At 31.3% G+C, this 16,879-nt stretch carries 14 protein-coding genes, 1 other RNA gene and 1 pseudogene; all 16 read left to right on the plus strand.

The window, feature by feature from the left end; all coding sequences use genetic code 11:
• Positions 1–36: 36 nt before the first annotated feature.
• Positions 37–383, plus strand: a transfer-messenger RNA (tmRNA) gene (gene ssrA, locus OWM07_RS02405).
• Positions 384–1,356: 973 nt separating this feature from the next.
• Positions 1,357–2,366: pseudogene (gene pstS / locus OWM07_RS02410) on the plus strand (phosphate ABC transporter substrate-binding protein PstS).
• 129 nt (positions 2,367–2,495) lie between these two features.
• On the plus strand, positions 2,496–3,428 hold the full coding sequence (gene pstC, locus OWM07_RS02415) for a phosphate ABC transporter permease subunit PstC (protein ID WP_423302076.1): 933 nt from the start codon (positions 2,496–2,498) through the stop codon (positions 3,426–3,428).
• A complete protein-coding gene (gene pstA, locus OWM07_RS02420; RefSeq protein ID WP_423302077.1) occupies positions 3,418–4,263 on the plus strand; it encodes a phosphate ABC transporter permease PstA in 846 nt (281 codons plus the stop codon). Before pstC ends, pstA begins: the two co-directional genes overlap by 11 nt.
• Positions 4,260–5,018 (plus strand): phosphate ABC transporter ATP-binding protein PstB, encoded by a 759-nt coding sequence (gene pstB, locus OWM07_RS02425; RefSeq protein ID WP_423302078.1) that lies wholly within the window; start codon positions 4,260–4,262, stop codon positions 5,016–5,018. The genes pstA and pstB overlap by 4 nt, the downstream gene beginning before the upstream one ends.
• Before the next feature lie 90 nt (positions 5,019–5,108).
• On the plus strand, positions 5,109–5,387 hold the full coding sequence (locus OWM07_RS02430; RefSeq protein ID WP_423302079.1) for a hypothetical protein: 279 nt from the start codon (positions 5,109–5,111) through the stop codon (positions 5,385–5,387).
• 8 nt (positions 5,388–5,395) lie between these two features.
• A complete protein-coding gene (gene phoU, locus OWM07_RS02435; protein ID WP_423302080.1) occupies positions 5,396–6,058 on the plus strand; it encodes a phosphate signaling complex protein PhoU in 663 nt (220 codons plus the stop codon).
• Between the two features lie 2 nt (positions 6,059–6,060).
• The gene (locus OWM07_RS02440) at positions 6,061–6,732 is read left to right on the plus strand and encodes a winged helix-turn-helix domain-containing protein (protein ID WP_423302081.1); all 672 of its coding nucleotides are present in this window, start codon (positions 6,061–6,063) and stop codon (positions 6,730–6,732) included.
• The gene (locus tag OWM07_RS02445; RefSeq protein ID WP_423302082.1) at positions 6,729–7,727 is read left to right on the plus strand and encodes a sensor histidine kinase; all 999 of its coding nucleotides are present in this window, start codon (positions 6,729–6,731) and stop codon (positions 7,725–7,727) included. Before OWM07_RS02440 ends, OWM07_RS02445 begins: the two co-directional genes overlap by 4 nt.
• A 118-nt stretch (positions 7,728–7,845) precedes the next feature.
• Entirely contained in the window at positions 7,846–9,519 is a 1,674-nt protein-coding gene (locus tag OWM07_RS02450) for an ABC1 kinase family protein (RefSeq protein ID WP_423302083.1), read from the plus strand.
• Positions 9,519–11,105, plus strand: a complete 1,587-nt coding sequence (locus OWM07_RS02455) for a ribonuclease J (protein ID WP_423302084.1) — start codon at positions 9,519–9,521, stop codon at positions 11,103–11,105. The genes OWM07_RS02450 and OWM07_RS02455 overlap by 1 nt, the downstream gene beginning before the upstream one ends.
• A gap of 14 nt (positions 11,106–11,119) precedes the next feature.
• Positions 11,120–11,911: an undecaprenyl-diphosphatase UppP gene (uppP, locus tag OWM07_RS02460; protein WP_423302085.1), complete on the plus strand. Its 792-nt coding sequence runs from the start codon at positions 11,120–11,122 to the stop codon at positions 11,909–11,911.
• Entirely contained in the window at positions 11,902–14,016 is a 2,115-nt protein-coding gene (locus OWM07_RS02465) for a DNA translocase FtsK (protein ID WP_423302086.1), read from the plus strand. Before uppP ends, OWM07_RS02465 begins: the two co-directional genes overlap by 10 nt.
• Before the next feature lie 12 nt (positions 14,017–14,028).
• Entirely contained in the window at positions 14,029–15,000 is a 972-nt protein-coding gene (locus OWM07_RS02470) for a dihydroorotate dehydrogenase-like protein (protein ID WP_423302087.1), read from the plus strand.
• Positions 15,001–15,011: 11 nt separating this feature from the next.
• A complete protein-coding gene (fliR, locus tag OWM07_RS02475) occupies positions 15,012–15,797 on the plus strand; it encodes a flagellar biosynthetic protein FliR (protein WP_423302088.1) in 786 nt (261 codons plus the stop codon).
• Positions 15,797–16,867, plus strand: coding sequence for a flagellar biosynthesis protein FlhB (gene flhB, locus OWM07_RS02480; RefSeq protein WP_423302089.1), 1,071 nt, complete (start codon positions 15,797–15,799; stop codon positions 16,865–16,867). The genes fliR and flhB overlap by 1 nt, the downstream gene beginning before the upstream one ends.
• Positions 16,868–16,879 lie beyond the last annotated feature (12 nt).

Here is a 16,879-nt window from a genome sequence, read left to right on the forward strand (position 1 = left end):
GTTTTAAAAAATTTTTAATTTAAATATTGCAAGTAAGGGGGCGAAAGGTTTCGACGGGGAAAATGTAGGTTTGAGGAGCATGCCGAGGTCTGGTTCCTCGTTAAACAACCAGACAAAAATAGTTGCAAACGACGAACTTGCACTCGCTGCTTAATTAACGCAGCGACGTCCACATGAGGCTTGCCTGCGGTCTCATGTTGGGCGCCGACTTAGCAGGCTTTGCGTACCGTGATGCCTCTAAGCGGTATGCGAGATGTTAGAGGCTTGCTGCTGGATACCCTGCCTATGGGGTCGCCAGCAGGACTAAAAAACATAGGCTAAGCATGTAGCGCCTCAAGCCGAAGTTTCCTCGGACGCGGGTTCGATTCCCGCCGCCTCCATAATCAATTAAATTAGTCAATAAAGAATTTTCAGGCAAAAACTTGCTCATAAAAATATTCATGATATAATTATTATAAATGTTGTTTGATAATTGAATATTTTTGTGATGAGGTGATTAAAATTTGGGCAGTTATTTTGGCTGGGAGTTTGAAAATTAGCCAAAATTTGGTTATATTGTAGGCATATCAAATGGTTACGCCATTTTTTTAAGTTCTCCATAAAAAATGATGGCAAAATAAAATCTTTATATTTATCAATTTGTTAGTTTATGTTTAATTTTGCTGAACTTAAAAATTTTTATGCTTAATTATCAATAAGTTAGAAAATTAGGGTATAGTGAATAGTAATTAGTTAAAAATAAAACGGAGAACTTTAATAATGGGTTGCTAACTGATTGATAATGTGATAGTAAAAAAGGTGGCGTTGGAATTTGTTACCCTGCTCGAAGGGATTGAGACTTAAGGGCATCAAAATAACCTGCAAAAATAATAATATTAACAGTTGGAATTTGTTACCCTGCTCGAAGGGATTGCGACACTTTAAAACCTATCGGTTCAAGCCTTTCTTTTATCAAGTTGGAATTTATTACCCTGCTCGAAGGGATTGCGACTCACCATTAACTTTAATAGATATTGTTGCCTCAATCACGTTGGAATTTGTTACCCTGCTCGAAGGGATTGCGACTTAAAGTTTTATTGATTACGATTTACGAAATTCTATTATCAGATTTGTATCTGTTGACATGTTCAAAAATATTACAAGTTGATTTTATAAACACAAATTATAAATCCTAGAATTTATCACCTTGCACTTCTTTATTGCTAAAGTAGATTAGTCTCTTTAATAAAATCTTTTTGTGATTATTTTGGATAGTAAATACTATCTTGTTTATTTTACAAAATTTTTACAAAAATAAGTGAAAAATATAACAATCCTATTTTATATCCTCCATAACACATGATTTGGAGGTGTTAAATGATTAAAAAAATAGCTTTAGTTTTTGGCTTAATATTGGCCTTTTCAATGACAGTCTTTTCAGCACAAAAGATAATCAATGGTGCTGGAGCAACATTCCCTTATCCAGTTTATAGTGCATGGGCTTATAAGTATTATAAAGACACTGGAGTTAGACTAAATTATCAATCTATTGGATCAGGTGGCGGAGTTAGACAGATTGTAAATAGAACAGTAGATTTTGGTGCAAGTGATGCACCTTTAAAGCCAGAAGAGCTTGAAAAAATAAGTTATATCAATTTCCTGCAATCATTGGTGGAGTAGTACCAGTTGTTAATATTCCTGGGATAAAACCTGGTGAATTAAAGTTAACAAGCAATGTTTTAGCAAAAATATTTTTAGGTGAGATCAAAAACTGGAATGATCCAGAAATTGTAAAAGTAAATCCAAATGTAAAATTACCTGATGCTAAAATAACAGTTGTGCGCAGATCTGATGGCTCTGGCACAACTGCAATATTTACCAAATACTTGGCTGAGATTTCAGTGGATTGGAAAAATAAGGTTGGTGTTGGAAAGTCTGTAAATTGGCCTGTTGGTATTGGTGGTAAAGGTAATGAGGGTGTTGCTAATTATGTTAAAAGGGTAAGAAATTCTATAGGGTATGTGGAGTTTGCTTATGCTAAAAATAATAAGTTAACTTATGTAGCATTGGAAAATAAGGAACATAATTTTGTTATACCTTCTTTTAATTCTTTTAAAGCTGCAGCTGCCAACGCCAATTGGGATAAGAAAAAAGGGTACTATTTATGGTTGGTAAATGCTCCAGGAAAAGATTCCTGGCCAATCGCAGGAGCATCATTTATATTGCTTGCTAAAGAGAATACTGAGGCAAATAAAAGGGTTGTTAAGTTTTTTGACTGGGCATTTAAAAATGGTGATGAGATAGCAGAAAAACTAATTTATGTGCTACTTCCAGAAAATTTGAAAGAAAATATAAGAGGCTTTTGGAAGGAGATAGGTATATATTAAAATTTTTTCAAAACCTACATCGGGCTTTAAATGCCCGATTTTTTTATCCAAAATTTTTACAAAAATTTTACAAAAAAATTATTTAAATATGATATTTAAGCGTTAACATTAAATCTGGATGTGAATGATATGGTCAAAAAAGAGAAATACAAATATTTTGACAATTTATTTAAATGGGTTACTTTTAGTGGTATTATCATAGTTTTACTCATAGTTTCAGGTATATTTATTTCATTGGTATTTGAATCAAAAGAGGCAATATCAAAATTTGGGGTATTTAAATTTTTGTTTACAAAAACATGGGATCCTGTAGCAGAAATTTTTGGTTCTGCAACAATGCTTACAGGTACGGTGGTTGTTACAGTTTTGGCTTTAATTTTTGCTATTCCTGTTGCTATAGGGATAGCTATTTTTATTGTTGAGCTTTGTCCACCTTTTTTAAAAGGTGCTTTTGGAACTACTATTGAGATGTTGGCATCAATACCAAGTATTATTTATGGTATGTGGGGCTTGTTTACAATTGCTCCAATTATGGGAAATTACATTGAACCTTTTTTGCAAAAATATTTATCACCAATACCTATTGTTGGAAAACTGTTTTCGGGCACACCTTTAGGTATTGATATTTTGACTGCTAGTATGGTTTTAAGTATTATGTTGATACCTTTTATTGCAAGTATTACAAGGGACACATTGAACCTGACTCCGCAAGTATTAAAAGAGTCAGCTTATGGAATGGGAGCTACAAAATGGGAAGTTATTAGAGATGTAATGTTGCCTCATTCTAAGTTTGGAATTTATGGTAGTATAGTTATTGCGCTTGGAAGGGCTCTTGGTGAGACGATGGCTGTTGCTTTTGTTTTGGGAAATAATCATAAAATCCCTTCTTCTCTCTTTGATGCTGCAGCTACAATTACAGTAACTCTTGCAAATGAATTTACAGAAGCGGATTCCGACTTATATCTATCCTCTTTGTTTTATCTTGCATTGATACTTTTTATATCAAGCTTTGTTATACTTGCTTTTGCTAAATACATGTTGAGGCGTGCAAGTGAGAAATAACATTAGAAAAAGAAAAATTATAAACATGGTAGCCTTGGCAATTGCATTTTTTTGTGCAATGTTGGGGCTCTTTTGGTTAGTGTTTATTTTATATGATATTTTAAAAGAAGGGATAAAGTATATAACACCTTCTCTCTTTTTGGAAGATCCAGCTCCTCCGGGCATAGAAGGTGGAGGGTTGAGAAACGCATTTGTAGGTCAAATTTTGATTGTTTTAGTAGCCACAGTTATTGGTGTTCCACTAGGAATATTAGGTGGGACTTATTTAGCTGAATATGGTAGAAATAGTAGATTAGCAAAGTTTGTAAGTACACTTGCAGATATAATGATAAGTATTCCTGCAATTGTAGTGGGTACTTTTGTATATGCTGTTATGGTAAGACCACTTGGGCATTTTAGTGGCTGGGCTGGTGGTGTTTCTCTTGCAATTATTATGTTACCAATCATAGTCAGGACTACTGAAGATATGTTGAAGCTGATACCTAATGAATTAAGAGAAGCTGCTTTTGCTCTGGGTGCTCCATATTATAAAGTGATATTAAATGTAGTTTATAAAGGTGCAGCGACTGGTATTTTAACCGGGGTAATTTTGGCAATAGCAAGGGTTGCAGGTGAAGCTGCTCCATTATTGTTTACTTCTTTTAATAATTCATTTTTTACCATGAATTTGAATGAGCCAACCCCTTCATTAACAGTTACAATATTTCAATATGCTATGGGGCCTTATGAAGATTGGCATCAGAAAGCTTGGGCAGCATCTTTTATAATAACATTTACAATTTTGATAGTAACTATTATTGCAAGATTACTGATAAAATGGAGATACAAAAGATGAGTGAAGTGATATTTGAAGTAAAAAACCTTAATTTCTACTACGGTGAGAATAAAGTATTGAAAAATATTAACTTGGATATTTACAAGAAGAAGGTGACAGCCTTAATAGGCCCATCTGGTTGTGGTAAAACAACTTTTTTGAGATGTTTTAATAGGATGCATGATTTATACCATTTGAATAAATATGAGGGAGAGATTTTATTTCATGGTGAAAATATATTAAGAGATAAGATCGATTTGATAGAATTGAGAAGTAGGATAGGTATGGTTTTTCAAAAGCCTACACCATTTCCAATGAGTATATTTGACAATGTGGCTTATGGTCTAAAACTGAAAGGGATTAAAAATAAATCGGAATTAAGTGATCGTGTGGAAAAAGCATTAAAAGATGCTGCTCTTTGGGATGAGGTAAAAGATAGGTTAAATGATTCAGCAAGTGGATTATCAGGTGGGCAACAACAGAGATTGTGTATTGCAAGAGCTCTTGCTGTAGAGCCTGAAGTAATTTTATTTGATGAACCAACAAGTGCACTTGATCCAGTAGCAACAGGTAAGATTGAAGATTTGATACATTCATTAAAAGAGATGGTTACTATAATTATTGTAACACACAACATGCAACAGGCTGCAAGGGTCTCTGATTACACGGCATTTATGTATCTTGGAGAACTTATCGAATATGATGAGACTTCTACACTATTTACAAGACCAAATAAAAAGATGACAGAAGATTATATTACAGGTAGATTTGGTTAATAAAAAAATCATTACAAAATGGTGTTGAAATATTTGATAATCTTATTATTATGCTATTTATAACGGTTATATCAATATTTGGAGGAAAAAATGGGAAAAGGGGATAAAGGCAAATTTATAATTAAGGCTTTAGCTGGATTTTTATTATTGGTATTATACATCATTTTTACAGCAAATCTTTCTATAGGTAAGTCTGAAGAAAATGCGCTTAAGAGTGATTTAGAAGTGTGTGAAAATAGCTTTAAAATGGATCTTATTGATGAATATAAAAATTTGAGAAAGCAGTTTGAAAGTGATGGGAAAATCTCTCAATCTGAGTTTGTAGTATTAAAGATGAAGTTAGAAGAATGTTATAACGATAATTTATAGAGTGTGCTATGAAAGCGTTAGAAGAAAGATTAATTGAAATTAAAACAAAAATTGCAAAGATGTCTCAGTTAGTTGTTGATATGTTGAGCTATAATGTAAGAGCTCTTGTGGAAAGGGACTCTGATTTAGCGCAAAAGGTTATCGATCTTGATGAGGAAGTTGATAAGTTAGATGTAGATATTGATAAATTATGCTTGGAAATTTTGGCATTATACAATCCAAAAGCTATTGATCTAAGAAGTATTGTTACTGCATTGAGATTAATCGTAGATTTAGAGAGAATTGGTGATCACAATGTGGATATAGCAAAAGAGGTTATTAAGATAAATCAGATTCCACCTATTAAACCATATATAGATTTACCAAAAATGGCTGATGCTGCGGGTTTGATGGTTAAAGATGCTATTGATGCTTATTTTGACAAAAATGTTGAAAAATCACTGGAAATCATCAAAAGGGATGATTTTATTGATAGTTTGCATGAGCAAATAATTAGAGAACTATTGACATATATTGCTGAGGATATCAGAAAAACTAAAGGTGCTATTTCGTTAATGTTTATTACAAGGTCAATAGAAAGGATAGCTGATCATGCTACAAACCTTGCTGAATTAGTTTATTTTATGGCTACAGGGAAAGTGATTAGGCATATTCATATTGAAGACCTTTAAAAATGTCAACTATATTGATTGTTGAAGATGAAGGTGCTCTTAGAGAGGTAATATCGTTTAATTTATCAAATGCTGGTTTTAACTGTATTGAAGCTGAAAATGCTAACGATGCAATTATTATAATGGATCAAATAGTCCCTGATCTGATTTTACTTGATTTGATGCTCCCTGGTTTAAAAGGGACACAGTTTTTAAAAATTATTAAATTTGATGAAAAATTTAAGAAAATACCTGTAATTATTATATCTGCAAAAGATGAAGAACAATCTATTGTAGAACATCTAGAATTGGGTGCGATCGATTATATTACAAAACCTTTTAGTATTAGAGTGTTAATAGCCAAAGTTAAAAAATTTTTGAAGATGAACCAAATTGATGATGAGTCAGATAAATTACAGTTTAAAGAGATTGCTCTTGATGAAAAAAAAGCAAAAGTTTTTATTGATAATGAGGAAATAAACCTTACCTATAAGGAGTTTTTACTACTTAAGCTTCTTTTAAAAAATCCTGGTAGAGTTTATACTAGAGAAGAGCTTTTAACCCATATATGGGGTTATGATGCGGATCTGTTTACAAGGACTGTTGATGCGCATGTGGCTTCATTGAGAAAAAAACTTGGCAATTATGGTAATTTAATAAAGACTGTACCTAAAATTGGATACAAATTAGAATGATAACTTTAGAAAATCTGTTTGCTTTATTGAATAAAGTTAGTGACGCAATAATTGTTTATGATGAAAAGAGAAATTTGATTTATTTTAATAATACATCTGCTCAGTTATTTAGTTTTTCTCCAACTGATTTAAATAAAAATATTTATGCTGCATTAAGACATTTAGAATCGATTAACTTTTTTAATGAAATATTAGATGGGATTAAGTATGAATGTGAAATTAATTATAAGGGTGAAGTTTTTTTAATTAAAAAGGGGGACATAAACAAAAATTTATTTTATATCATAATGTCAAATATTACGGCACAAAAAAATTATAATAGTTTTAAAACTGAAATAATAGGGAATTTGACACATGAATTAAAAACTCCTCTGGCTTTAATTGCAAACTATGCAGAAACTTTGATGCTTAATAAAAATATTGAAGAATCAAAAAGAGAACTCTTTATAAACAAAATTTATGATGCAGTGCAAAGACTTAACGAGTTAGTAACAGATGTCATTTATCTTCATAAACTTGAGCATGAAAAGGTTGATTTTGTTGTTGAAGATCCAATTTGTATAAAAGATGTTATTGATGAATTAAGGTTAAATTATGAAAACTGCGGAAAAAAATTATTTTTTGAGTATACAAAAGAAAAAATTTTTGTTCATAAAGTTCATCTCATTAGCGTATTAAAAAATTTGATTGATAATGCAATAAAATATTCTATGGGGAAAAATGTGTATGTAATGGTAAAAAAAGAGGGTCAGTTAAAAAGTGTTACTGTTTATGTTGATGATGAGGGTCCTATAATTCCTGAGGCTGAAAAGAAAAGAATTTTTGAAAGATTTTATACAGTATCAAAATCAAGAAATAAAGAGAAATCTGGGACAGGATTGGGGCTTGCAATTGTAAAACATATCTCTCAAATGTATAAAGGGTTTGTATCTGTTTATGAAAATAAATATGGTGGAAATAGGTTTGAAGTAGTTTTGTTTGAAAAAAATAAATAAAGGTTATTGATTGTAATTGTAAATGATTAAATATTCTTTTGTTGAAATGGGTTCTTTTAATCTATTTTATTGAAAATAGTATACAATGTGGTAAAATCAAATATATTTGAGGTGTTAGGTGTTTTTTACTAAGCAGTTTAGAAATATCAACAGATTAAGAGAAATTCTGTTTATTATAGCTGGGCATGGTTTTGGTAAGTTTTTAGATGATATCTATCTATCTTCGTTGATCAGTTTTGGTAAAAAGATTGTAACATTTGGAAGATACAAAAGGAGTGCAAAGCTCCCTGTTGAAGTAAGATTTAGGTTGATGCTTGAAGAGCTTGGCCCTACTTTCATTAAGCTGGGGCAAATGTTAAGTACAAGGGATGATATTTTACCAGAGTATTTTATAAAAGAGCTCACAAAGCTTCATGATTCTGTAAAGGCTGAGCCATTTAAAAAAGTTGAGAAAAGGTTAAAGGCAAAATATGGAGATTTGAACAAATATTTTATAAAGATTGATGTTGAACCTTTAGCTGCAGCTTCTATTGCTCAGGTATATCATGCAGTCACAACTGATGGGAAGGATGTTGTCCTTAAAATTAAAAGGGGCAATATAAAGGAGATTATTGATACGGATTTTGCAATTATTTTATGGTTGGCAGGCCTTGCTGAGCAATATATCCCTGAAGCAAAGGAACTTAAAGTTACTGAATACCTGAGTGAATTTTATTCTCAGATCCAAAGAGAATTAGATTTTGAAATAGAAATTGCTTATATGAAAAAATTTAAAGAGTTTTTTGCATATTTTCCTGGTGTAATAATACCTGAAGTAGTTGAAGAGCTATGTAATGAAGATATTATTGTAATGAGCTATCACGAAGGGATTTCTATCGATGAAGTAAGCACTCTTAAAAGTCTTGGATATGATACAAAAAAACTTGCAACTTTAGGCGTTGAATTTTATTTGAAACAGGTTTTTGAATTAAATCTTTTTCATGGAGATCCTCATCCTGGAAATTTCTTAGTGGATAAAAATGGGAATCTTGTATTATTAGACTTTGGTATTATAGGGAAAATTGATGATAAGCTACTTGTTCATTTAAGTAGAGTTTTTTCTTATCTAATCGATTTTAATGTTAATAAACTTGTGGATGAGCTGGTTTCCTTTGGGATAATTGATGATGAGAGTGATTTAAGAGCAATAAAATCTGATTTGATGGATGCATTATTGCCTGTATATGGTAAAGATTTGAATAGGATTAATTTTAAGAAGAGTTTTGAGCGTATATTTAAAGTTGCTAGGAAATATAGGTTTTATTTTCCAAAAGATTATTTTTTGATTATGAAAACATTTATGTTTTTAGAAGCAACAGGGAAAAAATTGTATCCAGAATTTAATATGCTGCAATTTGCAAAAAAGTATGCATATAAATATGTTAAAGATAGTTATAATTTTGAAAGTTTCAAAGAAGAACTATTAAAATTTACGGAAAGTTATATTAATATTTTCAAAAATATCCCTGAAGATTATGCAAGGGTCAAGAAACAAGTATATAAAATCGAAAAAAATGTTGAGCATTTAATAGAAAGTTTTGATGAATATATAAAGCATCATGACAAAGCTTTTAATAGGCTTGGTTTTAGTATCTTAATTTCATCTACAGTTTTATCAAGTACAATAATGTTGATAGAAGGTTTTGGTCCCAAATTGTATGGGGTTTCAATTTTTGGCGCTTTAGGGATCTGTTTTTCTTTTATTATGGGGGTTTTATTAACCTATGGATATTTCAAATCTGGAAGGCTTTGATGAGTAGCAGTATAGTTTTTTTGGGTGGTGTTGGTGAAATTGGGATGAACATGTATTTGTATGAGAGTGAAAATACGGCATTTTTGGTGGATTGTGGGGTTAAGTTTGCCGATAATAATTATCCTGGTATAGATATGATAATACCAGACTGGAACTATTTGTACCAAATAAAAGATAAATTAAAAGCTATCATATTAACGCATGGTCATGAAGACCATATAGGGGGTGTGCCATATCTTTTGAAAGATTTTGATTTGAAGGTGTATGGTGGTGAATTAACATTGAGATTATTAGAGCATAAGCTTTTTGAGAAAAAGATTAAGATTGATAGTGAAATAGTAAAAGATAGTAGTGTTGTTTCTATTGGCGAATTCCAGATAGAATTTGTGAATGTTACACATTCTATTCAGGATACTTATGCATTATTTATTGAAAATGATGATTTAAAGGTTTTGCATGTGTCTGATTATAAGATGGATCAATCACCAGTAAATGGAAAGCCTTTTGATGTTCACAAATTTATGGAATTGGGCAAAAGAGGGGTTACAGCTTTATTGAGTGATTCCACAAATGTGGTTAATGATGGTTTAACACCTTCTGAATCTTCAATTTTCAAGGATTTATTGGATGTTTTTTTACAGGCTCAAGGTAGAATTTTTTTCACCACATTTTCTTCTAATTTGGATAGGATAAAGCAGGTGATAGAAATTTGTGAGCAGATTGGGAGAAAAATTGTTGTTGATGGAACTTCTGTTACTAAAACAGTTAAGATTGGAAGGGATATGGGGCTGTTAAGTTTTAAGGAAGATACCCTTATCAGTTTGCAGGAGGCAAATAGATTGGAAGATAATCAAGTGTGTTTCATAATATCTGGATGTCAGGGGGAAGTAAATTCAACTCTTTATAAAATTGCTGCAAATGAAAGGAAACTTTTGAAGGCAAAAAAGGGTGACCTTTTTATTATCTCTGCAAGAGTAATCCCTGGTAATGAGATAAATTTAAATAACACGATAAATAAACTCTATTATTATGGTTCTGAGGTTGTTGATATTGAAGAAAAAAAAATTCATGTTTCGGGACATGCTTCAAGAGAAGAAGCCAAATTGATGTTGAGCTTTATTAGGCCAAGATACCTTATACCAATACATGGAGAATATAGACATTTAAAAATTCATATTGAGCTTTTGAATGAAGTAAACTATCATGTTGACACGCAGGGAGTTTTTGCAGAAGATGGAGATATTTTGAAATTTGAAAAAGGGGTGCTTAAATCTAAAGATCATTTTGATATAAACAAAAGATATATTGATTCTAGAGGTGATTTTATATTAACTGAGGATGAGCTAAAAATTAAAAAGAATCTTGCTAGGGATGGCATTGTGTTGGTCAATGATTTTATAGATGATTTTAAGTTTGAAACGATAGGTTTTAGTATTACTAAAGAAGATGAAAATAGATTGAGATGTTTTGTTAAAGAGAATATGCTACAATCAGATATTAGTAGGGAAGAAATGGTTGTTAATCTTGTAAAAAGGTTTTTTAAGAAAAGGTTTGATAGAAGGCCAGTAATTAAATATTTAACTTAATTGAGGGATTGTTTATGCAAACTAATGATGCTATTATTTTAGGTTTGATACAGGGGTTAACAGAGTTTTTGCCAGTAAGCTCAAGTGGGCATTTGGTAATTGCGCAATCTTTAATTAAAGGTTTTTCTCAGCCAGGCTTATTGTTTGATACATTATTGCATTTTGCTACGATGATGGCAGTTATTATCTACTTTAGAAAGAGGTTATCTAAGATTATAAAGGCATTTTTTGGCATGTTTATAAGAAAATACAGGATTGATTATTTTGAAAATAAAAGGTTTTTATGGGGGATTATTATTGCTACGATACCTACAGGTATTATTGGGTTTTCTTTAGAAAAATATGCAGAAAAACTTTTTAGCTCTACCGTATATGTGGGCTATGCATTAATATTGACATCAATAATTTTGTATCTTTCAGATAGATATAGTGGTAAACTTCCAGTTGATGGTAAGAGCTCTTTTCTTTTAGGTATTGTTCAGGGGTTAGCTGTTATACCAGGGATTTCGAGGTCAGGTTCCACTATTGCTGCTGCAATTTTTCTGGGAGTAAAGAGAGAGGAAGCTGCAGAGTTTTCCTTTTTGATTTCAATACCAGCTATTTTTGGTGCAACAATTTTACAGTTGAGAAAAATAGATATTTCTATGATATCTGACCTAAATAGTTATTTAATAGGTATGCTTGTTGCTTTTATCAGTGGTTTGATTGCATTAGCTGTTTTAATACCTTTAGTTAAAAAAGGTCGATTAACTATTTTTGCTATATATTGTCTAATAGTGGGGTTTATAACAGTAGTATGGCTTTAGATAGTAAACAGAGGAAGATTTTATCAGTATTATCTATTTTATTTTTTTTAGTGTTTTTTATTGTGTCAATATTCACTTACTCTCCAGAAGATCCATCATTTAGTAATATTGTTTTTACTGATTTAAAACTGTATGTTAATAATGGCTTTGGAAAAATTGGTGCATATTTTGCTGATCTTTTAGGTACAGTTTTTGGTGCGCCAATATTATTGATTATTTTATCTTTGATTTTTGTATTAGTTGACATTTTTAAAGGGAAATCGATAAATGCTATAATAGGTAGGTTCCTTTCTTTTTTTTCTTTAATTGTTTTTTGTTCATTTATTTTAGGGGCTATTTTAGAAAATGACCCTTATTTTCATGCAAAGCAGGCTGGTGGGTTACTTGGAATATTTAGTAAGTATCTGCTTGTAAATATCTTGGGCAAGATAGGCGCTATAATCTTTTCATTTTTTGGGATTATCTTATCATTATTTTTCATAAGTAAGGATTTGCTTGCCTGGAAATTAAACTTTAGTTTACCTTCATTTCCAAGATTAAAGAAAAAAAGTGAGAAAAAACAGAATAATAAAAATGGTGGAAAGAAAAATGGGATAGTTGAAAGTGCAGAGGAAGAAAAAGAAGAGATAGAAAAAACTATTTATACAGAAGATAGTAATAATGATTTAAATATTAGCGAAATTAGTAATGTGAAAAAGGCTTCTAAAGCAAAATACAATGTACCTATTGATTTATTGGATGATTATAATGGTAAGGTTACTTCTATTTCAGAAAGTGAATTAAGAAAAAATGCTCAGATTTTAGAAGAAAAACTAAGAGATTTTGGTGTTGATGGTAAAGTTAGGGATATACAACCAGGACCTGTAGTTACTTTATACGAGTTTGAACCTGCGCCAGGGATTAAAATAAGTAAGATTGCTAATTTAGAAAGTGATTTAGCACTCGCTATGAGTGCTATAAGTGTTAGGATTATTGCTCCTATACCAGGAAAATCTGTTGTAGGTATTGAGTTGCCTAATGCAAAAAGAGAAACTGTATATTTGAAAGAGCTGCTTTCTGCTGAAGAGTTTGTAAAAAGTAAGTCGCCTTTAACAGTTGTATTAGGTAAAGATATAGCTGGGAAACCATATATTACAGATCTTACAAAGATGCCACATTTATTGATTGCTGGAACCACTGGTAGTGGAAAAAGTGTTGCAATAAATGGTATTATTACTTCAATTTTGTTTAAGTCATCCTATGAAGATGTAAAATTTGTTATGATTGATCCCAAAATGGTGGAGCTTAGTGTTTATGAAGGGATACCTCATCTTGCTGCTCCTGTTGTGGTAAATCCAAGGAAGGCTGCAAATGTTTTAAAAAATGTTGTTGAAGAGATGGAGCATAGATATTCGATATTAGCTGAAAGGAAAGTAAGAAATATTATTTCTTATAATCAATTGGTAGCTAAAGAAGGGGGAGAAAAGCTTCCATATTTGGTAGTAGTGGTAGATGAGTTTGCAGATTTGATGATAGTTGCAGGAAAAGAGGTGGAGCAAGCAATAATAAGAATTGCTCAGATGGCAAGGGCGGTTGGCATACATCTTGTCTTGGCAACACAAAGACCTTCTGTCAATGTCATAACTGGAATAATAAAGGCGAATATGCCAGCAAGATTATCTTTTAGGGTGTCTTCAAAAACTGATTCAAGAACTATTTTAGACCAAAATGGTGCTGAAGTTCTCCTTGGTAAAGGGGATTCTTTATTTATCCCTCCAGGTAGTAGTGAGCCGATTAGAATTCATGGTTGTTTTGTAAGTGAAGGTGAGATAAATAGAGTTGTAAATTATTTAAAAGATTTAGCTGAACCAGTTTATAATATGGAGCTTGTCAAAGAAGAAGCTGAAAGTGATGAAGATTTGGATGAAAGTGAATTAGATGAAAAGTATTATGAGGCTCTTGAACTTGTAAAAGAGAAAGGGTATGCATCAATTTCAATGATACAAAGATATTTGAGGATAGGGTATAATAGAGCTGCAAGGATTGTGGAAATAATGGAAAAACAAGGGATAATTGCTCCCAGTGATGGAACATCAAAACCAAGAGAAGTGTTAATAAAAGAATAGAGGGGTAAGTTTATGGCAGATTTGAAAAGTTTTTATATGGGTTATGAGTTAAAAAATCCAATAGTTTTGGCAAGTTGTGCTTTAGGTAAAAAAGTAGAAAATTTATGTCAAGCTGAAGAAAATGGTGTAGCTGCAGTAGTATTACCATCTTTGTTTGAAGAAGTTATTAAAAATAAGATGGGTGCAGTTTCTGACACCTTTCATCCAGAGGCTTACGATTATGGTATAGATATATTATCTTATGGTGCATCTAAATATGTGGAAATAATAAAAGAAGCAAAAAAAAGGGTTAAAATACCTATTTTTGCCAGTGTTAATTGCATCGATAGTGAACTTTGGTTAGATTTTGCAAAATCGATAGAAGATGCTGGTGCAGATGGATTGGAGTTAAATATTTCGTATATTTCTTTCAATATTAATGATGATCCAAGAGCTATAGAAGATACATATGTGGAAATCGTAAATAAGGTGAAAAATAGATTAAATATCCCTATTTCAGTAAAAATTGGATCTTACTTTTCTTCTATACCAAATATGGTTAAAAGATTAAAAGATGCTGGTGCTGATGCTGTAGTCATTTTTAATAGGTATTATCAGGTAAATTATGATTATGTGGAAAAGAAGTTTGTTCCAGTTAACTACTTTAGTAATGATAAAGAGTGCTACAATGTGATGAGATGGATAGGGGTGATATATAGCCAGCTGGATATTGATGTTGCTGCTACAACAGGTTTTCATACTGCAAAGCAGATAGTTGATGCTTTATTTATGGGGGCATCTGTAGTTCAGCTCGCAACAATATTTTATAAAAAAGGGTTAGCGTATGCAAAAGAGCTCATTAATAATCTAAATAATATTTTAGATGATTTAAATGTAGAATCTTTAAAAGATATAAAAGGGAAAGCGGTGGATAGTTTTGATGAATTAAAAGCTTTAGAAAGAGTGCAATATATGGAATATTTAGATAAAGCAGCTAAAGGGTAATAAAATATGTGATGAATTCTTTTTATGATTTATTGAATACAGATTTTTTATTAACTTTCTTTTTAATCGCAATTAGAGTTAATGGGATATTGTTCACAGCACCTATTTTTGGTAGTGGTGTGGTTGATGCTAGATTAAGACTATTTATTTCTATAATAATTGCCATACTTTTAAAAGGTAGTATCCCCGATATATCTTTTCAAAATATACCTGTATTACTTTTGATGTTGTTAATTATAAAAGAACTGTTAATTGGTATAGCAACAGGTTTGTTGGCACGATTTATTTTTGCAGGAGTTCAATTTGGTGGGCAATTAATAGGTTTCCAGATGGGGTTTGGAGTGGTAAATATACTCGATCCACAAACAAATACACAAGTATCTATTATAGCTCAATTTCAAAATATACTAATGATTTTGATTTTTTTAGCAATTAATGGGCATCTATATATTATTAAAGCTATTAGTTATTCTTTTACAAATGTTCCATTAGGTAGGTTTGTATTTAAAAACGAAAGTTATATCTATTTGGTTGTAAGATTTGGTACTATTTTTTTAACGGCAGTAAAAATTGTGGCACCTATACTTGTAACATTGATTTTATTGCATGTTGTAATGGGGATTATGGCGAGATTAGTGCCTCAAATGAATGTTTTGATTGTTGGTTTTCCTGTTCAAATAGCTTTTGGATTGCTTGTTTTAACGCTAAGTTTATCTTACTTTTATAGGATATTTGAAAAAATATTTTTACAATATTTAAAAGATATTGATACCCTGTTTAAAATTTTAGGTGGGTAATGCCTGAAAGAGGGGATGCTGAAAGGACTGAAGAGGCCACGCCTAGGCGTAGGCAAAAAGCAAGAGAAGAAGGTAATGTCCCAAAAAGTAGAGAGTTGTCAACTGCTGTTATTTTCCTTATTAGTGTTATTTTTTTATATTTTTATACCCCATATTTAATTGAAAGTTTTTCTAAATTTATAAAACATATCCTTTCAAAAACAAATTATATTATTACGAAAAATTCCACTATTGAGTTGTTTAATTTTACTTTTCAATATTATTTAAAAGTTTTAATCCCTTTTTTTGCTTTGTTAATTACAGTGGGATTATTAGTAAATGTGGCACAATTTGGTTTTTTAGTATCTCCTAAAGCGTTGGAACCGAAATGGGATAGATTAAACCCCATTAATGGTTTGAAGAATCTTTTTTCAAAAAGAAGTTTTGTAGAGTTGTTGAAATCACTATTTAAAATATTTGTTGTTGGGTTTGTGGCTTACTTAATTGTGAAAGGTAAAATTGACCAAATATTAGTGCTTGCCGATTCAGACCCTTTTTCAAGTTTAGTATTTTTAGGCAAGCTGGTTTTTGAATTATGCTTCAAAATAGGTCTTTTAATACTTTTAATGGCAATTTTAGATTTTTTTTACCAAAAATGGCAGTATGAGCAAGATCTGAAAATGACAAAACAGGAAGTAAAAGAAGAATTTAAACAAATGGAAGGGGATCCTCTTATTAGACAAAGAATCAGAAGTATGCAAAGAGAAATGGCAAGAAAAAGGATGATGGAAGAAGTTCCTAAAGCTGATGTTGTTATTACAAACCCAATTCACTATGCTGTTGCATTAAAGTATGATGCAAATAAGAATAAGGCTCCCATCGTTGTAGCAAAGGGGCAAAGATTAATGGCTCTTAAAATAAAGGAGATAGCAAAGGAGCATGGAGTTTTTATTCATGAGGATCCACCATTAGCTCGAACACTATTCTCACAGGTTGATATAGGGGAAGAAATACCTGAAAACCTTTATAAAGCTATTGCTGAAATACTTGCTATTGTGTATAAGATGAAAAATAATAATATTAAGCAATAGGATTGCTAATTT

The organism is Deferribacter thermophilus (assembly GCF_049472675.1).
Lineage (GTDB): Bacteria > Chrysiogenota > Deferribacteres > Deferribacterales > Deferribacteraceae > Deferribacter > Deferribacter thermophilus.